The sequence below is a fragment of the Enterobacter sp. MGH 38 genome, from assembly GCF_000492855.1.
In the GTDB taxonomy this organism is placed as follows: Bacteria; Pseudomonadota; Gammaproteobacteria; order Enterobacterales; family Enterobacteriaceae; genus Enterobacter; species Enterobacter hormaechei_C.
On record NZ_KI535608.1, the window covers coordinates 1,972,498 to 1,995,862 of the forward strand.

The following is a 23,365-nucleotide window of genomic DNA, read 5'->3' on the forward strand; positions in this document are numbered from 1 at the left end:
ATTCTGCGCTTTCAGGAAAGATAAAAACGTTTTCTCAGGCCGCGTGTCGCGGTAGTCTCATACGTTCCGCCAATATGACGGCCGTGATGTGAGTGACCTTTTCTTATACCAATAATTAAAAATCAGTACAGACAGGACAACTATGGACTCCACCCTTATCTCCGCTCGCCGCAACGAGGAGACACCTTCGCTTAACCGCGCCCGCCGCGCCGCTTTAGGTAGCTTCGCAGGCGCCGTCGTCGACTGGTATGACTTTCTGCTCTACGGTATTACCGCTGCGCTGGTCTTTAACCGTGAATTCTTTCCCCAGATCAGCCCCGCCATGGGTACGCTTGCTGCGTTTGCCACCTTCGGCGTCGGTTTTCTGTTTCGTCCGCTGGGCGGGATAATTTTCGGCCACTTCGGCGATCGCCTTGGCCGTAAACGTATGCTGATGCTCACCGTGTGGATGATGGGTATTGCCACCGCGCTAATCGGTATTTTGCCCTCCTTTGCATCGATTGGCTGGTGGGCCCCGGTGTTGCTGGTGACGCTGCGCGCCATTCAGGGCTTTGCCGTTGGCGGCGAATGGGGCGGCGCGGCATTGCTGTCCGTGGAAAGCGCGCCGAAGAACAAGAAAGCGTTCTACAGCAGCGGCGTGCAGGTAGGTTATGGCGTGGGTCTGCTGCTCTCCACGGGTCTGGTGTCGCTAATAAGCCAGCTCACGACAGACGAGCAGTTCCTGAGCTGGGGCTGGCGTATTCCGTTTATCTTCAGCATTGTGCTGGTCGTGGTGGCCCTGTGGATCCGTAACGGCATGGAAGAGTCGGCTGAGTTTGAGCGGCAGCAGCGCGAAAAACCGGTCGCCAAAAAACGGCTGCCGGTGATGGAAGCGCTGGTGCAGCACCCTGGCGCTTTTCTGAAAATTATCGCCCTGCGCCTGTGCGAACTGCTGACGATGTATATCGTCACCGCCTTTGCCCTCAACTATTCCACGCAAAACCTCGGCCTGCCGCGGGAATTGTTCCTGAATATTGGCCTGGTGGTGGGCGGGATCAGCTGCCTGACCATCCCCTGCTTCGCCTGGCTGGCGGATCGCTTTGGGCGTCGACGGGTGTATATCACCGGGGCGCTCATCGGCACACTCAGCGCCTGGCCGTTCTTTATGGCGCTGGAGGCACAGTCGGTCTTCTGGATTGTCTTCTTCGCGATCATGCTTGCGAACATCGCTCACGACATGGTGGTCTGCGTGCAGCAGCCAATGTTCACCGAGCTGTTTGGCGCAAGCTACCGTTATAGCGGCGCGGGCGTGGGATATCAGGTGGCGAGCGTGGTCGGCGGCGGGTTTACGCCGTTTATCGCCGCCGCGCTGGTGACGTTCTCCGGCGGTAACTGGCATAGCGTGGCGATTTATCTGCTGGCGGGTTGCCTGCTTTCTGCTGCCACCGCCCTGTTGATGAAGGAAACCGCGCACAGCTGATCTCCTCACTTTTGTTTCACAGGCGTGTGACATACTATCGGGTATAGCCGCACACCTGTGGAACAAGGAGACAGACATGAATAATAAGGGCTCCAGCCTGACCCCGGCTCAGGCGCTGGAAAAACTCGACGCGCTGTATGAACAGTCTGTCAATGCACTGCGCAGCGCCATCAGTGACTATATCGAAACAGGGAAACTTCCCGATGAAAAGGCCAGAACCCAGGGCCTTTTTGTTTATCCATCGCTCTCTGTCACCTGGGACGGTAGCGCCAGCAGCAATCCGAAAACCCGCGCCTATGCGCGTTTCACCCACTCCGGCTGTTACAGCACAACCATCACGCGACCTGCGCTGTTCCGCCCCTACCTGGAAGAGCAGCTTACCCTGCTGTATCAGGATTACGGCGCGCATATCAGCGTTGAGCCGTCCCTGCACGAGATCCCTTACCCGTACGTGATAGACGGCTCAGCGCTGACGCTGGATCGCTCCATGAGCGCAGGGCTGACCCGTCATTTCCCGACCACTGAGCTGTCGCAGATTGGCGATGAGACGGCGGACGGGATCTATCACCCGGCAGAGTTTTCACCCCTGTCGCACTTTGATGCCCGCCGTGTCGATTTCTCGCTGGCACGCCTGCGCCACTACACCGGCACGCCAGCCGAACATTTCCAGCCGTTCGTGCTGTTTACCAACTACACCCGCTATGTAGACGAATTTGTTCGCTGGGGCTGTAGCCAGATCCTCGATCCGGACAGTCCTTACGTCGCCCTCTCCTGCGCGGGCGGGATCTGGATCACCGCCGAAACCGAAGCACCGGAAGAGGCCATCTCCGACCTGGCGTGGAAAAAGCACCAGATGCCGGCCTGGCACCTGATCACCGCCGACGGTCAGGGCATTACGCTGATTAACATCGGCGTTGGCCCGTCGAATGCGAAAACCATCTGCGACCATCTGGCGGTACTGCGCCCGGACGTCTGGCTGATGATCGGCCACTGCGGCGGCCTGCGTGAAAGCCAGCTGATTGGCGATTACGTCCTCGCCCACGCTTATCTGCGTGACGACCATGTTCTTGACGCGGTTCTGCCGCCGGATATTCCTATCCCGAGTATCGCGGAAGTGCAGCGCGCTCTGTACGACGCCACCAAAGAGGTGAGCGGCATGCCGGGTGAAGAGGTGAAACAGCGCCTGCGTACCGGTACGGTCGTTACCACCGACGATCGTAACTGGGAGCTGCGCTATTCCGCCTCCGCCCTGCGTTTCAATCTCAGCCGTGCGGTCGCAATCGATATGGAAAGCGCCACCATTGCCGCGCAGGGCTACCGCTTCCGCGTCCCTTACGGCACGCTGCTGTGCGTGTCCGATAAACCGCTGCACGGCGAGATCAAACTGCCGGGCCAGGCGAACCGTTTTTACGAAGGGGCGATCTCAGAGCACCTTCAGATTGGTATTCGCGCCATCGATTTACTGCGTGCAGAGGGCGACAAACTGCATTCCCGCAAGCTGCGCACCTTCAATGAGCCACCGTTCCGCTGATAACAAGGACACATCACGCACACCACTCACCCGGCCTGGGATTTCGTAGGTCGGGTAAGGCGAAGCCGCCACCCGACAATTTTACCGAACGCAGAAAAGCAAAAAGCCTGCTTTAAAAGCAGGCTTTTTTAAATTTGGCTCCTCTGACTGGACTCGAACCAGTGACATACGGATTAACAGTCCGCCGTTCTACCGACTGAACTACAGAGGAATCGTGTGAACGGGGCGCATATTATCGATGCGCCCTGAGGATGTCAAAGGGTGAATGCAGATTTTCAATCGTTTGCCGATTTATTCTCCACTTCGCACATTTGTCAGGCACTTGCCGTTTCCGAAACCTCCTGCTCCGGTTTTTTTCGCGGATATTTCCACAGCCAGCGCCCGCTCACCATGCGCCAGTAGAACAGCGCGCCGCGCACGGCCCAGTCAAGGAACATCCCCAGCCAGACGCCGACAACGCCCATACCTAACATTACCCCCAGCGTGTAGCCCGCCACGACGCGACAGCCCCACATGCCGAGCATGGAGACCCACATCGCAAACCGGGCATCGCGCGCCCCTTTCAGCCCGGCAGGAAGTACCCAGGACGCGGCCCAGATTGGCATAAACGCCGCGTTGAGCCAAATGAGTACCTTCACGACCTCTTTCACGTCATTTTCATGCGTATAGAACGAGGCCATCAGCCCGGCAAAAGGCGCAGTTCCCCACGCAATCGCCGTCAGTCCAATGGTTGAAAGCCAGAAGACATGCCGAAGCTGCCGTTCCGCCTGCCCTATCTGCCCCTTTCCGAGACGTCTGCCGGTGATGATCGTCGACGCCGACCCCAGCGCGTTTCCCGGCAGGTTAATGAGTGAGGCAATGGAGAAGGCAATAAAGTTGCCGGCGATGACGTCTGTTCCCATCCCGGCAACAAACATCTGCGTCAGCAGTTTCCCGCCGTTAAACAACACGGATTCGATACTGGCCGGAATCCCGATCCCCATCACTTCCCAGATGATGGCGAAGTTAAGCGGACGGAAATAACTTTTCAGCGTCAGGCGCAGCGATGGCGTAATTCCCGCCATCAGTACGCCAATTATCGCTGCCGCACCAATATAGCGGGAAATGGTCAGCCCTAAACCCGCGCCGACAAAGCCCAGCCCCTCCCAGGAAAAGACGCCATAAATCAAAACGCTGCTGATAATGATGTTCAGGATGTTCATGCCGCCGTTGATCAGCAGCGGGATTTTGGTATTCCCTGCTCCACGAAGCGCACCGCTACCAATCAGCGCGATGGCAGCCGCCGGATAACTCAGCACCGTCATTTCCAGGTAGGTGAGAGCCAGATCCTTCACCTCACTGGTCGCTTCTCCCGCGACAAAGTCGATAATTTCTTTGCCGTAATAATGGATAACCGCCGCAAGGATGATCGAAAAGAGGGTCATGATCATCAGCGACTGTCTGGCCGCTTCGCGGGCACGCTTCGGATCGAGCTTACCCAGGCTAAACGCCACCACCACCGTCGTACCGAGATCGATAGCGGCAAAGAAGGACATCACAACCATATTGAAACTGTCCGCCAGCCCTACCCCGGCCATAGCTTCTTTACCGAGCCAGCTCACCAGGAATGTGCTCAGCACGCCCATCAACAGGACGCAGGTATTCTCCAGGAAAATAGGCACAGCAAGGGGGGTGATTTCACGCCAGAAGAGAACTCGATAACTCTTACGTTTTGCATACCAGGGCGTGCGCATAATCGCCTGGCGTAGGGGTGCGGTGACGTTCAAAATGGACCTTAGCGAGAAAGTTGAAACTCCATTTCAAATGATGGGGCAGAAATGCGTATCCTGCAAAGTATTTTCCATAAAATTATGTTTGGATTTACAACAAAATGACGACAGAATCATCAAACAAACGCTTTTGCTTGAGATCAGGTTTGACAAAAGTTTTTTCGCCGCTAAGATAAGCCTCCACAACGATTCCTCTGTAGTTCAGTCGGTAGAACGGCGGACTGTTAATCCGTATGTCACTGGTTCGAGTCCAGTCAGAGGAGCCAAATTTAAAAAGCCTGCTTTTAGAGCAGGCTTTTTGCTTTTTTGCGTTCGGTAAAATTTTCGGGTGGCGGCTTCGCCTTACCCGACCTACGTGATAACAGTCCTGTAGGCCCGGTAAGCGCAGCGCCACCGGGCAACAGAGTGTGCGATTACTCGCCTTTAGCGTCGACGTTTTTGATTTCGCCCATCACTTTCAGCTTCTTGGAGATGTCGCGACGCTCTTTGGACAGCTCAGCGTTTTTGATGATGTAGTCATCAACGCGATCTTCATAATCGCTCTTCATGCTGGCGATGATGCCCTGAATAGCTTCAACGCTCATTCCTGGCTTGATGTAGTCGCTCAGGTTGTCCAGCAACAGGACTCGTTTCTGGTTGTCACGGATCTTCTTCTCTACGTCCTGGATTTCGCGCTGTAGCTTGTTTTTGCGGCGGAACAGGCGGACGAACTCCAGAACATCCTGGAACGAAGGCTTGGTAGTTTCCATTTTTACACCCCTGATAATGTGAGATTCGGATTCGTTAAAGCAACCGTTTTAACAGACAGCGGCTGCGAATGACAATGAGTATATCGTTTAAAACCATCATAACCCTAATTGTTGCTGAATCGAAGCAGCAGGCATCACATACGCTTTTTATTTGCGCAGAGCCCGGCAAATCAGCTGCGATAACAACTCCAGCTGCCGCGCCAGCTCCATACTCAGCCAGACATAACCATGGATGGGCGTTTCCGCCACATTGTCGCCCTGGCGCTCATTCATCAGCTGTTTGAGCTCGGCGACGATTTCGTTCAGCCGCTCGCTGTTCGCCCGTATTGGCTGCGGGTTACCTTCATAGAGCGCATGAGCGATGGTCAGCAGGGTTTGTTGCGTCATCTGCTGCGTCTCTTTCAGCGTATGCGCGTTGAGCATCAGAAGATGGCTGGGGCGTGAGGCCCAGTGGGCATTGATTTGCAGTTCAAGCATACAGACCAGATTACGGCTGACCGTCTGAATAGCTTCAAAGATGGCTTTCTGGATATGGGTTTCTTTGCTTGCTGGCGTAATTAACCCGCGCATTTTGACCACATCATTGAGGATTTTTTGCAGATGCTTTTCCAGCCGCGGACGCTCAATCAGATTCGGCGAAAACCCGGCCTGGTAGACCCGGTTAAATGCCGTGACGTAGTTTGCCATCTGAATGCGCCAGTGCAGGAAGGCGCGCTGCGGCCAGATGCCGGTAAACAGCATGGCGAGCAACGAGCCGAGGATCACGTCCCCGCTTCGCCACAATGCGGTGGTCATATCGCCCGCAGGTGCGCCGACCACAACCGCGAGCGTAATGCCAATCAGCAGCGCCTGATACGGTTTCTTGCCAAGGGCCAGCCATCCGCAAAGAAACATCGCCACCGCGCACCACAGCAACATGAACGGAAACGAGATCAGCTCCAGTTTCAGGGCGATAAGCCCAAGCGCTGAGCCTAAAACGGTACCGCCTATGCGTTCGAAAGCGCGAGGGACCACGTTCCCCCAGAATGAGATCGGCCCCATCACCACCACCAGCGTGATTAGCGGCCACGTCCCTTCCGGGATATCCAGCAAACGAACCAGTACGAAGGTCAACACAAACGCCAGCGCAATGCGGCAACCGTGCACCACGCGATAATGTTTGTATAACCGAATGTCAAAAGGGGTTAATGACTTGTCGGGGCGCACACCCGTCTCCAGCTCTACGGCAAACCACAATTGTACTGTGTTTTCAGCCGGGTGGATCGCGCCCGGCTGAAAAACCCTGCGTTTCGCAGGATTATCCCACTTTGTGCTCTACCGGTACAAACATCTCAATATCCCAGTAGCCGTCAGCATTGCCATCGTTCAGATAGCGTTCGAAGCAGGGTTTTGGTGCAATCTGGAATTTGCTGTCTTCCAGAAGGGAGTTGAAGAACTGATACCACGGCGTGGCGAAATCATGATTTTCGACGCGCGCGGCGGCAATAGCATACTCTCCGGCAGCAATTTCGGTCTTCATCACCCCTTCGCTGTTTTCAGGAATAGTGAAATCGTCTACTACCGTTACGGCGGTAACGCAGCGGAGCTTTTCTGCCGGCACGTCATCCGGATTGTCATAATAAACGGCCACCCACTCCTGCGGCTGAATATGACGACCATCTACCCACATGACCAGCTGTTCAAATCCCTGCTTGACCGTCTTTTCCCACGGCCCCACGAGATGAAAGCCTGCAATCGTACGTTTCTGTTGCTGCCTGATGCTGTAGTCCATGCTGCCTCCGTTTATTACTGTATATATATACACTGTAAAGCAGAATCGAGATTATCGGCAATCCAGGAGTGTTTATTATGTGAGCAGACTCGCAACACTGCCAGTCTGCCCGAAAAGGTCAGAGTTTATGATGCAGATAATCGCCAAGACGGGAGAAAAGCCCACCCTTTTCAACGCTTTCCAGCGTAACCAATGGCCAGTGCGCGACCACCTTGTCACGATCGTACAGCTGGATCTCCCCTACCCGCTGATGCGCGGCGATCGGCGCTTCCAGCTCTTTTTTATCCATCACGTATTTCGCCTTGATGTTCGGCACTTCCGATTTGGGTAATGCCAGCCAGAAGTCCTGATCCGTGCCCAGCGCGATCTGCTCTTTATCGCCGTACCAGATGCGCTCGGTTCCCACTTTTTTACCGTTATGCAGGATCTGCACCGTATCAAAATTTTGCTGTCCCCAGTGCAGCAGCTTGCGCGCCTGATCTTCACGTCCTTTCGGGCTGTCTGCCCCCATCACCACCGCAATCAGTCGACGCTGACCGTCCACCGCGGAGGCAATCAGGTTAAAGCCCGCGCCCGAGGTGTGTCCCGTTTTCAGACCATCCACGTTCATGGTCTTATCCCACAGCAGGCCGTTGCGGTTCTGCTGGGTGATGCCGTTCCAGGTCAGGCTCTTCTCGCTGTACATGTGGTAGAACTCAGGCTCGCCGTGAATGATGGCCCGTGAAAGCACGGCAAGATCGTAAGCGGAGCTGTGCTGACCCGGTGCATCCAGCCCGTGTACGGTTTCGAAGTGGGTATCGCGCAGGTTCAGTTTTTCAACATAGTCATTCATCATCCTGACGAACTGCGGCTGACCGCCCGCCACGTGATCCGCCAGCGCCACGCAGGCATCATTGCCGGAATCAACAATCAGGCCGCGGCTGAGATCGCGCACGGAAACCCGATCGCCCTCCTTCAGAAACATTAGTGACGAACCGTCAAAGACCGGATTGCCTTTTGCCCAGGCGTCACGTCCGACCGTCACAATGTCATCGGGGCTGATGCGGTGGCTATCAATGGCGCGATCGACAACGTACCCCGTCATCAGTTTGGTCAGGCTCGCCGGATTGCGCTGCTGATGTTCGTTGCCCGCCGTTAAGATTTGACCCGTGGTGTAATCCATCAATACCCAGGAGCCAGCCTGGATGGCAGGCGGCTGAGGTGAAAAATCCAGCGGCTCGGCAGCCAGCGCGGATGAAATACTCGAAGCGAGTAAAGAAACAGCAATAAACAGACGGCGTTTCAACGGTATATCCTCAGGTCAGTAAAAATCGATGACCTTTTTACGGCAGTTCTGATGTCGTTACCTGCCTTAATTGCAAAAAAATGTGACAGAACGCAGATTTTTTCGGAACAAATCTCGCAAATTTCTTGCCTGACGGTGCTTTTTGTTCGGACTGCTCACCCCAATCGTTTACCATAGAGACGTCAATTTTTAACAGGATGAGATTACTGGTGTCTGACTCTGCCGCGCGCCCGACTTTTTTGTTCCACGATTACGAAACCTTTGGCACCCATCCGGCGCTGGACCGACCGGCGCAGTTTGCGGCTATCCGTACCGATGACGAATTTAACGTCATCGGCGAACCCGAGGTGTTTTACTGTAAGCCCGCCGATGACTATCTGCCGCAGCCGGGCGCGGTGATGGTGACGGGCATCACGCCTCAGGAAGCGCGGGATAAAGGCGTTAGCGAAGCAGAATTTGCCCGTCGCATCCACGACCTGTTCACGGTGCCCAATACCTGCGTGGTGGGTTACAACAATATCCGTTTTGACGATGAAGTGACGCGCAATATCTTCTACCGCAACTTCTACGATCCGTATGCCTGGAGCTGGCAGAACCGTAATTCACGCTGGGATTTGCTGGATATCATGCGCGCCTGCTATGCGCTGCGCCCGGAGGGGATTAACTGGCCGGAGAACGACGACGGCTTGCCGAGCTTCAGGCTCGAGCACCTGACGCGGGCCAACGGCATTGAGCACAGCAATGCCCACGACGCGATGGCAGACGTTTACGCGACCATCGCAATGGCGAAACTTGTAAAAACCGCGCAGCCGCGCCTGTTTGAGTATCTATTGAGCCATCGCAGCAAGCAAAAGCTGATGACGCTGATTGACGTGCCGCAGATGAAACCGCTGGTGCATATTTCAGGGATGTTCGGCGCGTGGCGCGGGAACACAAGCTGGGTGGCGCCGCTTGCCTGGCATCCGGACAACCGTAACGCCGTCATCATGGTGGATCTTGCCGGAGATATCTCCCCGCTGCTTGAGCTCGACAGCGACACCTTACGTGAACGGCTCTATACGCCGAAAGAGGCGCTGGGTGACCTGCCAGCCGTACCGGTAAAACTGGTGCACATTAATAAGTGCCCGGTGCTGGCGCAGGCCAACACGCTACGCCCGGAAGACGCCGACCGGCTGGGGATTAACCGTCAGCACTGCCTCGATAACCTGAAAGTGCTGCGCGACAACCCGCAGGTGCGCGAGAAAGTCGTCGCCATTTTTGCCGAAGCAGAGCCGTTCGTGCCGTCTGAGAATGTGGATGCGCAGCTTTATAACGGCTTCTTCAGCGACGCCGATCGCGCGGCGATGAATATCGTGCTGCAAACCGACCCGCGTAACCTGCCCGCGCTGGATATCACCTTCGCAGATAAGCGCATTGAGAAGCTGATGTTTAATTATCGCGCGCGCAACTATCCCGGCACGCTGGATGAAGCAGAGCAGGAGCGCTGGTTACAGCATCGGCGCAACGTGTTTACGCCGGAGTTTCTTAATAGCTACGCCCAGGAGCTGGAGATGCTTTACGGTCAGTATGAAGGGAATGCTGAGAAGCAGGCGCTGCTGAAAGCGCTGTTCCAGTATGCGCAAGAGATTGTCTGAATAGCGGGTACAAAAAAGCCGGAGGCGATGTCTCCGGCTTTTTTATTGCCCGATGGCGCTTCGCTTACGCGGGCCTGCGGGGTATTTAGGTCGGGTAAGACGTAGCCGCCACCCGACGCAGTCTTACGCGACGTCTTCGTACTGAGGAACCGGGTTGCGGAAGCTCTTCGTCACACAGGCCAGGTAAACCAGGCCGATACCTGCCCAAATCAGGCCAAGCACCATTGAGCTCTCTTCCAGGTTAACCCACAGCGCGCCCACGGTCATAGCACCACACATCGGCAGGAACAGATACTGGAAGTGGTCTTTCAGCGTCTTGTTACGCTTTTCACGGATCCAGAACTGAGAGATCACCGACAGGTTAACAAAGGTAAACGCCACCAGCGCACCAAAGTTAATCAGCGCCGTTGCCATCACCAGGTCAAAGTTAATCGCCAGAAGCGCGATCGCACCGACCAGAATGATGTTCATCGCCGGGGTACGCCATGTTGGATGCACGTAGCCGAAGAAGCTTTTCGGGAATACGCCATCGCGGCCCATAACGTACATCAGACGCGCAACGCCTGCATGCGCGGCCATACCGGACGCCAGTACGGTGATGGTGGAGAAGATCAGCGCGCCGACCTGGAACGCTTTACCCGCCACATAGAGCATAATTTCCGGCTGAGAAGCATCCGGATCTTTGAAGCGAGAGATATCCGGGAAGTACAGCTGGAGGAAATAGGTCGAGAAAATAAAGATCAGGCCACCAATCAGCGCCGTCAGGAAGATTGCACGCGGAATTACGCGCTCTGCATCTTTCGTTTCTTCAGACAGGTTGCTGATACCATCAAAACCGGTAAAGGAGAAGCACAGAATCGTCGCCCCGGTAATCATCGGGATCACATGCGCATCACCAGACCAGAACGGCTTGCTGCTCGCCAGAGTGCCCGCGCCTTCACCGTGGAACACACCGTAAATCACCATGCCGAGGATCACGGCAATCAGTACAACCTGAAGCACAACGATAACGGAGTTAAAGTTGGCAACGGACTTGATGCTGCGAAGGTTGAAGGCCGTCATAAAGGCCACCAGCGCCACGACGAACATCCAGGATGGAATCGATGGCACCAGCGCTTCAAAATAAATTTTTGCCAGCAGAATGTTGATCATCGGCGCGAACAGATAGTCGAGCAGCGAAGACCAGCCCACCATAAAGCCCACCGTCGGGCTGATGGATTTCTGGGCATAGGTGTAGGCGGAACCGGCAGACGGATAGCGGCGCACCAGTTTACCGTAGCTGAGCGCGGTAAAGAGGATCGCAATCAGTGCAAAGCCGTAAGCCGTCGGCACATGACCGTCCGTGAGGCCTGAAACGATACCGAATGTATCGAACAGCGTCATCGGTTGCATATAGGCAAGGCCCATCATGACAACCGGAATCAACGTAAGCGTTTTACGTAATTCCACGCGAGAGGTGTTTGGAGTTGCGTTATGCGACATAGTTATTCTCCTTTACGGTGATAACCGCCACGTAAGCGAAAAATTGCCCCATTTCTTTCTTCCTCAGCGACAACAACTGTCGGATTTTAGTAAGTATCTATCCGGTACGAAGCCCGGCCTCTTGGTTTTTAGTTTCGTTTCGTACATGCAAAAAAAAATAACCGACGCCTTTTATATCGTCGATTATTTATTTGTTTGCAGCGGCGGCATTTTGCCCTATTCAAGATACAAAAGGCAATACATTGAGAAACCTGCCCATAAAATAATTTTTCTAACTGGTTGATTTACCATCATCTGCCTGAGTGTAAACTGTCGCGATAGCACTATTTGCTAAAATTTCGTCTCGCCACCAGGCGCTGGCAAGGCCGGCGGTCTGTTCATTCCAGCCCACCCATACCGATTCGTTACTGCTCTGCGCTAAAACTTGTTTTTCCACCAGCGCTCCGCTGTCAATAAACCGCTGCGCTAAATAACGGGGAAGGTAACCGCACCCCAGGCCGCTTATTTGCAGCTCCAGCTTGGTTTTAAAATCAAAAACGGTGATGGCCTCCTGCTCATCCAGCAGCTGCGATGAAATGCCGCACTCGGGGCGAGAACTGTCTCCAACCACAATGGCACGATAGTTTTTAATGACGCGTCGGGTAACCGGCTCCGGTTCATTCGCCAGCGGGTGATGAGGCGCAACGGCAAAAACCTGCTCCAGAACACCCAGCCGCGCAAAACCAAATTCGCTCAACTGGGGAGGCTCATGCAGCGCGCCAACGATGATATCCGCCCTGCCCTGCGTCAGGGCCTCCCAGGAACCGCCCAGCACGCCATTGATAAAAACCAACCGCGTGACGCTGTGGCGCTGATAGAACGCCTCAATAAGCGGGGTAAGCAGGGAGAAAGGGAATGTATCATCAACCCCAATCACCAGCTCATTTTCCCAGCCCTGATGAAGTTTGACGGCCTGTTTTTCCAGCTCGCGAACCGTATGCAGCACGTCACGCCCTTTTTCCAGCAACATCTGCCCTGTACGGGTGAAACGCGCGCGATGCCCGGTGCGGTCAAGGATTTGGATATTAAGATCGCTCTCGAGCTTTTGCACGGTGTAGCTCAGAGCCGAAGGGGTTTTATAGAGCTTCGCCGAGGCGGCGGCAAAGCTCCCCTCTTTTTCCAGCGCATCCAGAATAACAAGAACATCCAGCAGCGGTTTCATCTTCGCCCCCTTGCGGTGTGCGATTGTCTCCGCCGGCGCAATTATTCCATGGGCATTACCAGCGGATCGGGATACTGATATTCAAATCCCAGTTCATGGCAAATACGATTGCCATCAATAATTTTGCCTTTGCGCTCCCCCTGCGCATCACTGAATACCGGCGGCGCCAGGCCAAGCTGGCGCGCCATCAGCGGATAAAAGGTACTACGCGGCGGATGCGAAGGCGCACATATATTATAGATGTGCCCCCCTTTCGGAGCCTGTAAAAGCAGTTCTATTGCACCGATAACATCCTCAAGGTGCACAAGATTAACCCCGTGCTGGCCATCCGGCGCGGATTTACCGGCAAAGAAGCGCCCCGGATGACGCCCCGGCCCCACCAGCCCGGCGAGGCGTAAAATATCCACCTGCGTGCCAGGCAGATTGTGCAGCCAGTCTTCCAGCTCTTTCAGTACCCGTCCGCTGGCGGTCACCGGACGGCGCTCGGTGTTTTCTTTCGCCGTACCGTCGATATCGCCATAGACGGAGGTGGAGCTGGTGAAAATGATGCGCGGGATATGGTGCGCCAGGGCGCTGTCGACAATCTCCTGCACCGCCTGCAAGTAAAACGTCTCGCCCGGGCCGCTGCGCCGCGCCGGTAAGGTAATGACCAGCGCGTCCACATTCATCAGTTCATCCAGCTCGTCGGTATCGCAGATAAGCTCGGGTTCGAGACGCAGCTCGACACCATCAATGCCGCACATGCGTGCCGCTTCAACCCCATCTCGGGTGGTCTTACTCCCTGTCACCTGCCAGCCTTTCGCGGCTAATGACATCGCCAGTGGCATTCCTAACCACCCTAACCCGACAATCGCGACCTTTTTCATTACATTCTCCGCTTAACGATGCCTGTTATAAGGCTACGCCAGCCTGGTGGAACGCACAATTCATACCATCAATATGAAATGAATTAATGATCAAAAAAAGCCCTTGCTTTATGGCGTACAACTGGTTTAGGTTAAAAGACATCAAATGCATAAGCATTCAACGAGAATTTATATGACACGCGTTCCTTTTAAAAACCACCATCATCACCATCATCCTGACTAGTCTTTCAGGCGATGTGTGCTGGAAGACGTTTGGATCTTCCAGTGGTGCATGAACGCATGAAAAAGCCCCCGGAAGATCTTCTTCCGGGGGCTTTTTTTTGGACCGCATTCAGACAGGTTAAAACAGGTTAACGAGGAACACAGAATGTTAGATAACTCACGTTTACGCATAGCTATTCAAAAATCAGGCCGTTTAAGCGACGATTCACGCGAACTGCTGGCCCGCTGCGGGATTAAAATCAACCTGCACACCCAGCGCCTGATCGCCCTGGCTGAAAATATGCCGATCGACATTCTGCGCGTACGTGATGACGATATCCCGGGCCTGGTGATGGATGGCGTCGTTGATCTCGGCATCATCGGCGAAAACGTACTGGAAGAAGAGTTGTTAACCCGCCGCGCGCAGGGCGAAGATCCGCGCTACTTTACCCTGCGTCGTCTGGACTTTGGCGGCTGCCGCCTGTCGCTGGCCACGCCGGTCGATGAAGCCTGGGACGGCCCGGCCGCGCTGAACGGCAAACGTATCGCCACCTCTTACCCTCACCTGCTGAAGCGTTACCTCGATCAAAAAGGCGTGCAGTTTAAATCCTGTCTGCTGAACGGCTCTGTTGAAGTGGCGCCGCGTGCGGGCCTGGCCGATGCCATCTGTGACCTCGTCTCCACCGGCGCCACGCTCGAAGCGAACGGCCTGCGCGAAGTGGAGGTGATCTACCGCTCCAAAGCGTGCCTTATCCAGCGCGACGGCGAGATGGCCGACGCCAAACAGCAGCTCATCGACAAACTGCTGACCCGCATTCAGGGTGTGATTCAGGCGCGTGAATCCAAATACATCATGATGCATGCGCCAACCGAGCGTCTGGAGGAAGTGATTGCCCTGCTACCGGGCGCTGAGCGTCCAACCATTCTGCCGCTGGCGGGCGACCAGCAGCGCGTGGCGATGCACATGGTGAGCAGCGAAACCCTGTTCTGGGAAACCATGGAAAAACTGAAGGCGCTGGGCGCAAGCTCCATTCTGGTGCTGCCAATTGAGAAGATGATGGAGTAACGACCATGAGCTTTAACACAATCATCGACTGGAATACCTGTAGCGACGCGCAACAGCGCGAGCTGCTGATGCGCCCGGCAATTTCCGCCTCGGAGAGCATCACCCGCACCGTGGCGGAGATCCTCGATAACGTCAAAGCCCGCGGGGACGACGCGCTGCGCGAGTACAGCGCGAAGTTTGACAAGACGGAAGTCGGCGCTTTACAGGTTACCGAGCAGGAAATCATTGATGCCAGCAATCGTCTGGGTGATGACATCAAACAGGCGATGGCCGTCGCGGTGAAAAATATTGATACCTTCCACACAGCGCAGAAATCGCAGGCGGTGGATGTGGAAACCCTGCCCGGCGTGCGCTGCCAGCAGGTGACGCGACCGGTGGCGTCCGTCGGCCTCTATATTCCCGGCGGCTCTGCTCCGCTGTTTTCGACCGTCCTGATGCTGGCCACCCCGGCACGTATTGCCGGTTGTCAGAAGGTGGTGCTCTGCTCTCCTCCACCAATTGCCGATGAGATCCTGTACGCGGCGAAGCTGTGCGGCGTGCAGGCGATCTATAAAGTGGGCGGTGCGCAGGCGATTTCTGCCCTGGCGTTCGGGACAGTATCCATTCCTAAGGTCGACAAAATCTTTGGCCCGGGCAATGCCTACGTGACCGAGGCGAAACGCCAGGTCAGCCAGCGTCTGGACGGCGCGGCGATTGATATGCCTGCCGGTCCGTCTGAGGTGCTGGTGATTGCCGACAGCGGCGCTACACCGGATTTCGTGGCCTCTGACCTGCTCTCGCAGGCCGAGCACGGCCCTGACTCGCAGGTGATTTTACTGACGCCAGATGCCGACATGGCAAAACGCGTGGGCGACGCCGTTGAGCGTCAGCTGGCTGACCTGCCGCGTGCGGAAACGGCGCGTCAGGCGCTATTGGCCAGCCGCCTGATTGTGGCCCGCGATCTTGACCAGTGCATCGCCATCTCCAATCAGTACGGTCCTGAGCACCTGATTATTCAGACCCGTAACGCGCGCGATCTGGTCGACAGCATCACCAGCGCAGGCTCAGTGTTCCTCGGAGACTGGTCACCGGAATCAGCCGGGGATTACGCCTCCGGCACCAACCACGTGCTGCCCACGTATGGCTATACCTCAACCTGCTCCAGCCTGGGGCTGGCGGATTTCCAGAAGCGCATGACTGTGCAGGAACTCTCCCGCGAAGGGTTTGCCTCGCTGGCGTCGACCATTGAAACCCTGGCCGCCGCCGAACGTCTGACTGCCCACAAAAATGCCGTGACGCTGCGCGTTGCCGCCCTGAAGGAGCAAGCATGAACATCGAAGAATTAGCCCGCGAAAATGTCCGTCGCCTGACGCCCTATCAGTCTGCGCGTCGTCTTGGCGGCAACGGCGATGTCTGGCTGAATGCCAACGAATACCCCACGCCGGTGGCCTTTGAGCTTTCGCAGCAGACGCTGAACCGCTACCCGGAGTGTCAGCCGAAAGCGGTGATCGAGAACTATGCGCAGTATGCAGGCGTAAAGCCTGAGCAGGTGCTGGTCAGCCGTGGGGCGGATGAAGGGATTGAGCTGCTGATCCGCGCCTTCTGCGAGCCGGGTAAAGACGCGGTGATGTACTGCCAGCCCACCTATGGGATGTACAGCGTCAGCGCCGAAACCTTTGGCGTGGCCTGCCGCAACGTGCAGGCGCTGGACAACTGGCAGCTGGATTTGCAGGGCATCGCCGATAACCTCGACGGCGTGAAGGTGGTGTTTGTCTGTAGCCCTAACAACCCGACCGGGCAGATTATCAATCCGCAGGATATTCGTGCCCTGCTGGAAATGACGCGCGGCAAAGCGCTGGTCGTGGCTGACGAAGCCTATATTGAGTTTTGTCCGCAGGCCACGCTTGCTGGCTGGCTTGAAGAGTATCCGCATCTCGTTGTGCTGCGTACCCTTTCCAAAGCCTTCGCCCTCGCCGGCCTTCGCTGTGGATTTACGCTGGCAAATAAAGCGATTATCGACCTGCTGCTGAAAGTCATCGCCCCGTATCCGCTCTCGACGCCGGTTGCCGATATTGCGGCACAGGCGCTGGCCCCGCAGGGCATCAGCGCGATGCGCGAGCGTGTGGCGCAGATCCTGGAAGAGCGTCAGTATCTTGTCGATGCCCTGAAAACGATTCCGTGCGTGGAAGAGGTGTTCGACTCGGAAACCAACTACATCCTGGTGCGCTTCACCGCCTCAAGCGCGATATTTAAATCGTTGTGGGATCAGGGCATTATCTTACGAGACCAGAATAAACAACCTACCCTGAGCGGCTGCCTGCGTATTACCGTCGGCACCCGTGCAGAGAGCCAGCGCGTGATTGACGCCCTGAAAGCGGAGAAAGTATGAGTCAGAAGTATCTCTTTATCGATCGTGACGGCACCATCATCTCGGAGCCACCCAGCGATTTTCAGGTCGATCGTTTCGACAAGCTGGCCTTTGAACCCGACGTGATCCCGGTGCTGCTGAAGCTTCAGAAAGCAGGCTATAAGCTGGTGATGATCACCAACCAGGACGGTCTGGGCACCGACAGCTTCCCGCAGGCGGACTTTGACGGCCCGCACAACCTGATGATGCAGGTGCTGACCTCGCAGGGCATCGCCTTCGACGAGGTGCTTATCTGCCCGCATATGCCTGCCGACGAGTGCGACTGCCGGAAGCCGAAATTGAAGCTTGTTGAACGTTATCTGGCTGAAGAGGCGCTGGATAAAGCCAACAGCTATGTGATTGGCGATCGCGTCACGGATATCACGCTGGCGGAAAACATGGGCATTGCGGGTCTGCGCTATAACCGCGACACGCTAAACTGGGCGATGATTGGCGAGCAGCTCACCAGACGCGACCGCTATTCCCACGTTGAACGCAACACCAAAGAGACGCAGATCGACGTGAAGGTCTGGCTCGACCGCGAAGGCGGCAGCAAGATCCACACCGGCGTCGGTTTCTTTGACCACATGCTGGATCAAATCGCCACTCACGGCGGCTTCCGTATGGAGATCACGGTTAAGGGCGACCTGTATATCGACGATCACCACACCGTGGAAGATACCGGCCTGGCGCTGGGCGAAGCCCTGAAGCTGGCGCTCGGCGACAAGCGCGGCATCAACCGCTTCGGCTTTGTTCTGCCGATGGACGAGTGCCTGGCGCGCTGCGCGATGGATATCTCCGGACGTCCGCACCTGGAATATAAAGCTGACTTCACCTACCAGCGCGTGGGCGATCTCAGCACCGAGATGGTGGAACACTTCTTCCGCTCGCTTTCTTACACTATGGGCCTGACGCTGCACCTGAAAACCAAAGGCAAAAACGATCACCACCGCGTCGAGAGCCTGTTCAAAGCCTTTGGCCGTACCCTGCGCCAGGCGATCCGCGTGGAAGGTGACGCCCTGCCCTCGTCGAAAGGAGTGCTGTAATGAACGTGGTGATTCTGGACACCGGATGCGCCAATCTGAACTCCGTACAGTCGGCGATTATGCGCCACGGCTACGAGCCGGTGGTGAGCCGCGACCCGGACGTGGTGCTGCGTGCGGATAAACTCTTTCTGCCGGGCGTAGGCACCGCCCAGGCGGCGATGGATCAGATCCACGAGCGCGAGCTGGTTGATCTCATCAAAGCCTGTACTCAACCGGTGCTGGGCATTTGCCTCGGCATGCAGCTGCTTGGCCGCCGCAGCGAAGAAAGCAACGGCGTTGATCTGCTGGGCATTATTGAAGAAGACGTGCCGAAAATGACCGACCACGGCCTGCCGCTGCCGCACATGGGCTGGAACCGCGTTTATCCGAAGGCGGGCAACAGGCTGTTCCAGGGTATTGAAGACGGTGCGTACTTCTATTTCGTCCACAGCTACGCCATGCCCGTGAATACCTACACCATCGCCCAGTGCAATTACGGCGAGGCGTTCACCGCCGCCGTGCAGAAAGATAACTTTTACGGCGTGCAGTTTCACCCGGAACGCTCCGGTGCCGCCGGTGCGCAACTGCTGAAAAATTTCCTGGAGATGTGATGATAATTCCCGCTTTAGATTTAATTGACGGCACGGTTGTTCGTCTCCACCAGGGCGATTACGGGCAGCAGCGCGACTACGGCAACGACCCGCTGCCGCGATTACAGGCTTACGCCGCCGAGGGCGCTGAGGTGTTGCATCTGGTCGATCTGACCGGCGCGAAAGATCCGGCGAAGCGCCAGATCCCGCTGCTTAAAACACTGGTGGCTGGCGTGGACGTCCCGGTGCAGGTGGGCGGCGGCGTGCGTACGGAAGCCGATGTTGCCGCCTTACTGGACGCGGGCGTGGCGCGCGTGGTGGTCGGTTCGACCGCTGTGAAAGATCCTGAGACGGTCAAGGGCTGGTTCCGCCGCTTCGGTGCGGATGCGCTGGTGCTGGCGCTGGATGTACGCATTGACGAGCAGGGTAATAAGCAGGTCGCGGTCAGCGGCTGGCAGGAAAACTCCGGCGTAACGCTGGAAGAGCTGGTCGGGATGTATCTCCCGGTAGGGCTGAAGCATGTGCTGTGCACGGATATTTCACGCGATGGTACGCTCGCAGGATCTAACGTCTCGCTGTATGAAGAGGTATGCGCGCGTTATCCGCAGGTGGCGTTTCAGTCCTCTGGCGGTATCGGCGACCTGGCGGATATCGCCGCTCTGCGCGGAACCGGAGTACGCGGCGTGATCGTGGGTCGCGCGCTGCTGGAAGGCAAATTTACGGTGAAGGAGGCGATTCAATGCTGGCAAAACGAATAATTCCCTGCCTGGACGTGCGTGATGGTCAGGTTGTAAAAGGCGTGCAGTTCCGCAACCACGAGATCATTGGCGACATCGTTCCGCTGGCAAAACGCTATGCCGAAGAAGGCGCAGACGAACTGGTATTTTATGATATCACCGCCTCCAGCGATGGCCGCGTGGTGGACAAAAGCTGGGTGGCGCGCGTGGCAGAGGTGATTGATATTCCCTTCTGTGTGGCGGGCGGGATTAAATCTGCTGACGATGCGGCGAAAATTCTCTCTTTCGGTGCGGACAAAATTTCGATTAACTCCCCTGCGCTTGCAGATCCGGAGCTGATTACGCGTCTGGCGGACCGCTTTGGCGTGCAGTGCATTGTCGTGGGGATCGACACCTGGTTTGATACCGCGACGGGAAAATATCACGTTAACCAGTACACCGGCGATGAAAGCCGCACGCGCGTCACCCAATGGGAGACGCTGGACTGGGTGCAGGAAGTGCAAAAACGCGGTGCGGGTGAAATCGTTCTGAACATGATGAACCAGGACGGCGTTCGTAACGGCTACGACCTCGAGCAGCTGAAAAAAGTGCGCGCGGTCTGCCAGGTTCCGCTGATTGCCTCCGGCGGCGCGGGCACCATGGAACACTTCCTTGAAGCCTTCCGCGATGCGAACGTGGACGGCGCGCTGGCCGCTTCCGTGTTCCATAAACAGATTATCAATATTGGTGAGTTAAAAACGTACCTGGCCGACCAGGGCGTGGAGATCAGGGTATGTTAACAGAGCAACAACAGGCGCAGCTGGACTGGGAAAAAACTGACGGATTACTGCCGGTGGTTGTACAGCATGCCGTTTCAGGCGAAGTGCTGATGCTGGGATACATGAACCAGGAGGCACTGACAAAAACGCTCGACAGCGGCAAAGTGACGTTTTTCTCGCGCACCAAACAGCGCCTGTGGACGAAAGGGGAAACCTCGGGTCACTTCCTGAATGTGGTCAGCATTACGCCAGACTGCGACAACGACACCCTGCTGGTGCTGGTCAACCCGATTGGGCCTACCTGCCACAAAGGCACCAGCAGCTGCTTCGGCGAGGCGAGCCACCAGTGGCTGTTCCTCTATCAGCTGGAACAGCTGCTGGCAGAGCGTAAATCAGCGGATCCCGAGAGCTCGTACACGGCGAAACTGTACGCCAGCGGCACCAAACGTATTGCGCAGAAAGTGGGTGAGGAAGGCGTTGAAACGGCGCTGGCGGCCACCGTGCATGATCGGGAGGAGCTGACGAACGAAGCGTCGGATTTAATGTATCACCTGCTGGTACTGCTTCAGGATCAGGAGCTGGATTTAACGACGGTGATTGAGAATTTGCGGAAACGGCATAAATAAAAAAGACCGGGGAAACCCGGTCTTTTTTTGTGTGTAAATCAGGCTCTTGGTTTGTAGTTTCTCAGCGCGTTACGGCCGAGGACGACAGCAGAACCGATGACCCCGCCGAGGAGAACGGCAAGGATGAGGGTAATAGCAATTTTCGGGCTGTCGCGTCGGATAGGAAGGTTCGGCTTCATGACGTAACGATAGACGTGAATAGTGTCTGGGTTAACGTTGAGGTTCTGAATATCCAGTAAATTTTGTTTGGTTTGGTAGTAAGCGCCTGAGAAGACCAGTGGGCGAGACGCTTCGTTATCAATCATTGATTTCAGCGCTGCTGTCCCCAACAGGAACATAGTTTCTTGAGTCACATCCTGTGTTTGCTGAATCTGGGGTGTAGTAATCTTCGCGGCTTCCGCATTCTTAAATGACTCAGTGATCTGTTTAATACGCAGATCTTTTTGCTCCTGTGCGACTTTCTCCTGGTTCTGGAGGGAGTCGTTCAGGGTTGTGATCTGCTGCTTGAGATTGTCATTGAGGTCAAGCGCCAGTTCTTTTGCTGTCTGTTCATCGATCTGCTGGATATATTGCGCAAGCTGCTTTTGTGCCGCTTCAGCTGTCTCCCCCTGGTAGGTTACGGTCAAAGGTAAACCTTGACCTTTTACAGTAGGTTCAATAGTCAGTTCTTCGGGGTCTTCCTGATTCTCAAGTGCTTGTGCCAAAGCAGAGAAAGAAGAGTTGAAACGACTGATAGCTCGAGATTGAATGTCCAGCATTGAGGGAGCAGCACCGCCATAGAGAATATTCAACGCATTGGAATAAGTAGCTATTTGAGCAGCATCAGGTTGAGCGATGATAGCCGATGATGTCCATTTCTCTTTAGCAACAGTGATGTAAACAACGGCGAGAACGATAAAAGCAGCAATAACGGCCCCTATTACCCACTTACCACGCCACAGCTGTAGCACTAAATCCAGTAAATCAATTTGCTCCGGGTCATTGTTGCGTGTGACCAGGTTATCGTTGTTGTGCGTCATACAATCCCTAACAGATGAAAAAGGGCAAAAACAATCTTGTTTCCATAGTGTATCTGTTGCTGGCGATTTTTCTATAAGAATACGATGAGTTATATCGGAAAGATGGGTTATGTAAGTGAAGTGCGACGCGCTATCATAGTCGGATTCTGATGTCCTGGGACATCAACAAGAACACTGTGAATGAGGGAAGCTATGAAATTTCTTGTAACGGGCGCCGCGGGCTTTATCGGTTCTCATGTCAGTAAGCGCCTGCTTGATGCAGGTCATGAAGTTGTTGGGATTGATAATCTGAATGATTACTATGACCCTAACCTCAAGCTCGCTCGCCTTGAACTGCTCAAATCCGAGAGTTTCACTTTCCACAAGCTAGACTTAGCGGATCGCGAGGGCATGGCTGCGCTCTTCGCCAATGAGAAATTTGACCGCGTGATCCATCTTGCCGCCCAGGCGGGCGTGCGTTACTCGCTGGAAAACCCGCATGCCTATGCGGATGCGAACCTGGTAGGTCACCTGAACGTGCTGGAAGGCTGTCGCCACAACAAGGTTCAGCATCTTCTGTATGCTTCATCCAGTTCTGTTTACGGCCTCAACCGTAAGATGCCGTTTTCTACTGACGACTCCGTGGATCATCCGGTATCCCTGTATGCGGCAACCAAAAAAGCTAACGAGCTGATGTCGCATACCTATTCGCATCTGTACAATCTGCCTACCACTGGCCTGCGCTTCTTTACCGTCTATGGCCCGTGGGGACGCCCGGACATGGCGCTGTTCAAATTCACCAAAGCCATGATTGAAGGCAACAGCATCGACGTATACAACTACGGCAAGATGAAGCGCGACTTCACCTATATCGATGATATTGCGGAGGCGATTATTCGCCTACAGGACGTTATTCCTCAGGCCGATGCCGACTGGACGGTCGAAGCCGGTTCGCCAGCAACCAGCTCTGCCCCGTATCGCGTGTATAACATCGGTAACAGCTCACCTGTCGAACTGATGGATTACATCATCGCGCTTGAAGAGGCGCTGGGCAAAGAAGCGATGAAAAATATGATGCCGATCCAGCCGGGGGACGTGCTGGAGACCAGTGCGGACACCAAAGCGCTGTATGACGTTATTGGGTTTAAACCACAAACCTCAGTCAAAGAAGGCGTGAAAAACTTCGTCGACTGGTACCGCAACTTCTATAACGTTTAAAAACAAAAAACCC

The 23,365-nt window shown here is 55.5% G+C and carries 23 protein-coding genes, 2 tRNA genes and 1 other annotated feature; of the genes, 14 read left to right on the top strand and 11 right to left on the bottom strand.

Annotated elements, in window-relative coordinates; genetic code table 11:
• Positions 1-142 precede the first annotated feature (142 nt).
• Complete coding sequence (shiA, locus tag L384_RS02200) at positions 143-1,459, top strand: shikimate transporter (RefSeq protein WP_017383305.1); 1,317 nt, start codon at positions 143-145, stop codon at positions 1,457-1,459.
• A gap of 76 nt (positions 1,460-1,535) precedes the next feature.
• The gene (locus tag L384_RS02195; RefSeq protein WP_023324933.1) at positions 1,536-2,990 is read left to right on the top strand and encodes an AMP nucleosidase; all 1,455 of its coding nucleotides are present in this window, start codon (positions 1,536-1,538) and stop codon (positions 2,988-2,990) included.
• A gap of 135 nt (positions 2,991-3,125) precedes the next feature.
• Here L384_RS02195 and L384_RS02190 read toward each other — a convergent pair.
• Together L384_RS02190 and emmdR are read right to left on the bottom strand one after the other, a co-directional pair.
• Positions 3,126-3,201 (bottom strand) — tRNA-Asn (locus L384_RS02190).
• A 103-nt stretch (positions 3,202-3,304) separates the two neighbouring features.
• Positions 3,305-4,723 carry a multidrug efflux MATE transporter EmmdR gene (gene emmdR / locus L384_RS02185; RefSeq protein ID WP_023324934.1) on the bottom strand — a complete coding sequence of 473 codons (1,419 nt, stop codon included), beginning with the start codon at positions 4,721-4,723 and terminating at the stop codon, positions 3,305-3,307.
• A 226-nt stretch (positions 4,724-4,949) separates the two neighbouring features.
• Here emmdR and L384_RS02180 point away from each other — a divergent pair.
• A tRNA-Asn gene (locus L384_RS02180) sits at positions 4,950-5,025 on the top strand.
• A gap of 147 nt (positions 5,026-5,172) precedes the next feature.
• Here the strand turns inward: L384_RS02180 and L384_RS02175 are convergent.
• From L384_RS02175 to dacD, 4 genes are all read right to left on the bottom strand, one after another.
• Complete coding sequence (locus L384_RS02175; protein WP_000450410.1) at positions 5,173-5,508, bottom strand: DUF496 family protein; 336 nt, start codon at positions 5,506-5,508, stop codon at positions 5,173-5,175.
• 147 nt (positions 5,509-5,655) lie between these two features.
• Complete coding sequence (locus tag L384_RS02170) at positions 5,656-6,714, bottom strand: FUSC family protein (RefSeq protein ID WP_023324935.1); 1,059 nt, start codon at positions 6,712-6,714, stop codon at positions 5,656-5,658.
• Positions 6,715-6,805: 91 nt separating this feature from the next.
• Positions 6,806-7,279 carry a DNA gyrase inhibitor SbmC gene (gene sbmC / locus L384_RS02165; protein WP_023324936.1) on the bottom strand — a complete coding sequence of 158 codons (474 nt, stop codon included), beginning with the start codon at positions 7,277-7,279 and terminating at the stop codon, positions 6,806-6,808.
• A gap of 118 nt (positions 7,280-7,397) precedes the next feature.
• A complete protein-coding gene (dacD, locus tag L384_RS02160; RefSeq protein WP_047740833.1) occupies positions 7,398-8,570 on the bottom strand; it encodes a serine-type D-Ala-D-Ala carboxypeptidase DacD in 1,173 nt (390 codons plus the stop codon).
• A 191-nt stretch (positions 8,571-8,761) separates the two neighbouring features.
• On the opposite strand from dacD, the gene sbcB reads away from it, so the two are divergent.
• Positions 8,762-10,198 carry an exodeoxyribonuclease I gene (sbcB, locus tag L384_RS02155; protein ID WP_015572402.1) on the top strand — a complete coding sequence of 479 codons (1,437 nt, stop codon included), beginning with the start codon at positions 8,762-8,764 and terminating at the stop codon, positions 10,196-10,198.
• Between the two features lie 123 nt (positions 10,199-10,321).
• Here sbcB and plaP read toward each other — a convergent pair whose 3' ends face one another.
• From plaP to L384_RS02140, 4 genes are all read right to left on the bottom strand, one after another.
• On the bottom strand, positions 10,322-11,680 hold the full coding sequence (gene plaP, locus L384_RS02150) for a putrescine/proton symporter PlaP (protein ID WP_003859499.1): 1,359 nt from the start codon (positions 11,678-11,680) through the stop codon (positions 10,322-10,324).
• Entirely contained in the window at positions 11,670-11,732 is a 63-nt protein-coding gene (gene yoeI, locus L384_RS22575) for a membrane protein YoeI (protein WP_099458931.1), read from the bottom strand. Before yoeI ends, plaP begins: the two co-directional genes overlap by 11 nt.
• A gap of 219 nt (positions 11,733-11,951) precedes the next feature.
• Positions 11,952-12,881, bottom strand: a complete 930-nt coding sequence (locus tag L384_RS02145) for a LysR substrate-binding domain-containing protein (protein ID WP_023314446.1) — start codon at positions 12,879-12,881, stop codon at positions 11,952-11,954.
• A gap of 41 nt (positions 12,882-12,922) precedes the next feature.
• Positions 12,923-13,747 carry an SDR family oxidoreductase gene (locus tag L384_RS02140; RefSeq protein WP_023314447.1) on the bottom strand — a complete coding sequence of 275 codons (825 nt, stop codon included), beginning with the start codon at positions 13,745-13,747 and terminating at the stop codon, positions 12,923-12,925.
• 172 nt (positions 13,748-13,919) lie between these two features.
• On the opposite strand from L384_RS02140, the gene hisL reads away from it, so the two are divergent.
• The 9 genes from hisL to hisIE all read left to right on the top strand — a co-directional run bounded on the left by hisL (position 13,920) and on the right by hisIE (position 21,136).
• On the top strand, positions 13,920-13,970 hold the full coding sequence (gene hisL / locus L384_RS22580) for a his operon leader peptide (protein WP_099516347.1): 51 nt from the start codon (positions 13,920-13,922) through the stop codon (positions 13,968-13,970).
• Positions 13,946-14,069, top strand: a sequence feature (His leader region). Its footprint overlaps the gene before it by 25 nt.
• A 45-nt stretch (positions 14,070-14,114) precedes the next feature.
• Complete coding sequence (hisG, locus tag L384_RS02135) at positions 14,115-15,014, top strand: ATP phosphoribosyltransferase (RefSeq protein WP_003859492.1); 900 nt, start codon at positions 14,115-14,117, stop codon at positions 15,012-15,014.
• Positions 15,015-15,019: 5 nt separating this feature from the next.
• Complete coding sequence (gene hisD, locus L384_RS02130; protein WP_023324937.1) at positions 15,020-16,324, top strand: histidinol dehydrogenase; 1,305 nt, start codon at positions 15,020-15,022, stop codon at positions 16,322-16,324.
• The gene (gene hisC, locus L384_RS02125) at positions 16,321-17,382 is read left to right on the top strand and encodes a histidinol-phosphate transaminase (RefSeq protein WP_003859488.1); all 1,062 of its coding nucleotides are present in this window, start codon (positions 16,321-16,323) and stop codon (positions 17,380-17,382) included. Before hisD ends, hisC begins: the two co-directional genes overlap by 4 nt.
• Positions 17,379-18,446, top strand: a complete 1,068-nt coding sequence (gene hisB, locus L384_RS02120; RefSeq protein WP_003859487.1) for a bifunctional histidinol-phosphatase/imidazoleglycerol-phosphate dehydratase HisB — start codon at positions 17,379-17,381, stop codon at positions 18,444-18,446. The genes hisC and hisB overlap by 4 nt, the downstream gene beginning before the upstream one ends.
• Entirely contained in the window at positions 18,446-19,036 is a 591-nt protein-coding gene (gene hisH, locus L384_RS02115) for an imidazole glycerol phosphate synthase subunit HisH (protein ID WP_003859485.1), read from the top strand. The genes hisB and hisH overlap by 1 nt, the downstream gene beginning before the upstream one ends.
• Entirely contained in the window at positions 19,036-19,773 is a 738-nt protein-coding gene (hisA, locus tag L384_RS02110; RefSeq protein ID WP_003859483.1) for a 1-(5-phosphoribosyl)-5-[(5-phosphoribosylamino)methylideneamino]imidazole-4-carboxamide isomerase, read from the top strand. Before hisH ends, hisA begins: the two co-directional genes overlap by 1 nt.
• Positions 19,755-20,531, top strand: coding sequence for an imidazole glycerol phosphate synthase subunit HisF (gene hisF / locus L384_RS02105; RefSeq protein ID WP_003859481.1), 777 nt, complete (start codon positions 19,755-19,757; stop codon positions 20,529-20,531). Before hisA ends, hisF begins: the two co-directional genes overlap by 19 nt.
• A complete protein-coding gene (gene hisIE, locus L384_RS02100; RefSeq protein WP_003859480.1) occupies positions 20,525-21,136 on the top strand; it encodes a bifunctional phosphoribosyl-AMP cyclohydrolase/phosphoribosyl-ATP diphosphatase HisIE in 612 nt (203 codons plus the stop codon). The genes hisF and hisIE overlap by 7 nt, the downstream gene beginning before the upstream one ends.
• A 38-nt stretch (positions 21,137-21,174) precedes the next feature.
• On the opposite strand, the gene wzzB is transcribed toward hisIE, so the two are convergent.
• Positions 21,175-22,155: an LPS O-antigen chain length determinant protein WzzB gene (wzzB, locus tag L384_RS02095; RefSeq protein ID WP_003859479.1), complete on the bottom strand. Its 981-nt coding sequence runs from the start codon at positions 22,153-22,155 to the stop codon at positions 21,175-21,177.
• A 192-nt stretch (positions 22,156-22,347) separates the two neighbouring features.
• Here wzzB and L384_RS02090 point away from each other — a divergent pair, with 192 nt between their 5' ends.
• Entirely contained in the window at positions 22,348-23,352 is a 1,005-nt protein-coding gene (locus L384_RS02090) for an NAD-dependent epimerase (RefSeq protein ID WP_003859478.1), read from the top strand.
• Positions 23,353-23,365 lie beyond the last annotated feature (13 nt).

Bases quoted from the DNA above. Each gene is read 5' to 3' on its own strand.
- shiA (WP_017383305.1), top strand. From the start codon at position 143: ATGGACTCCACCCTTATCTCCGCTCGCCGCAACGAGGAGACACCTTCG.
- L384_RS02195 (WP_023324933.1), top strand. From the start codon at position 1,536: ATGAATAATAAGGGCTCCAGCCTGACCCCGGCTCAGGCGCTGGAAAAA.
- emmdR (WP_023324934.1), bottom strand. From the start codon at position 4,723: ATGCGCACGCCCTGGTATGCAAAACGTAAGAGTTATCGAGTTCTCTTC.
- L384_RS02175 (WP_000450410.1), bottom strand. From the start codon at position 5,508: ATGGAAACTACCAAGCCTTCGTTCCAGGATGTTCTGGAGTTCGTCCGC.
- sbmC (WP_023324936.1), bottom strand. From the start codon at position 7,279: ATGGACTACAGCATCAGGCAGCAACAGAAACGTACGATTGCAGGCTTT.
- sbcB (WP_015572402.1), top strand. From the start codon at position 8,762: ATGAGATTACTGGTGTCTGACTCTGCCGCGCGCCCGACTTTTTTGTTC.
- plaP (WP_003859499.1), bottom strand. From the start codon at position 11,680: ATGTCGCATAACGCAACTCCAAACACCTCTCGCGTGGAATTACGTAAA.
- L384_RS02145 (WP_023314446.1), bottom strand. From the start codon at position 12,881: ATGAAACCGCTGCTGGATGTTCTTGTTATTCTGGATGCGCTGGAAAAA.
- L384_RS02140 (WP_023314447.1), bottom strand. From the start codon at position 13,747: ATGAAAAAGGTCGCGATTGTCGGGTTAGGGTGGTTAGGAATGCCACTG.
- hisG (WP_003859492.1), top strand. From the start codon at position 14,115: ATGTTAGATAACTCACGTTTACGCATAGCTATTCAAAAATCAGGCCGT.
- hisD (WP_023324937.1), top strand. From the start codon at position 15,020: ATGAGCTTTAACACAATCATCGACTGGAATACCTGTAGCGACGCGCAA.
- hisC (WP_003859488.1), top strand. From the start codon at position 16,321: ATGAACATCGAAGAATTAGCCCGCGAAAATGTCCGTCGCCTGACGCCC.
- hisB (WP_003859487.1), top strand. From the start codon at position 17,379: ATGAGTCAGAAGTATCTCTTTATCGATCGTGACGGCACCATCATCTCG.
- hisH (WP_003859485.1), top strand. From the start codon at position 18,446: ATGAACGTGGTGATTCTGGACACCGGATGCGCCAATCTGAACTCCGTA.
- hisA (WP_003859483.1), top strand. From the start codon at position 19,036: ATGATAATTCCCGCTTTAGATTTAATTGACGGCACGGTTGTTCGTCTC.
- hisF (WP_003859481.1), top strand. From the start codon at position 19,755: ATGCTGGCAAAACGAATAATTCCCTGCCTGGACGTGCGTGATGGTCAG.
- hisIE (WP_003859480.1), top strand. From the start codon at position 20,525: ATGTTAACAGAGCAACAACAGGCGCAGCTGGACTGGGAAAAAACTGAC.
- wzzB (WP_003859479.1), bottom strand. From the start codon at position 22,155: ATGACGCACAACAACGATAACCTGGTCACACGCAACAATGACCCGGAG.
- L384_RS02090 (WP_003859478.1), top strand. From the start codon at position 22,348: ATGAAATTTCTTGTAACGGGCGCCGCGGGCTTTATCGGTTCTCATGTC.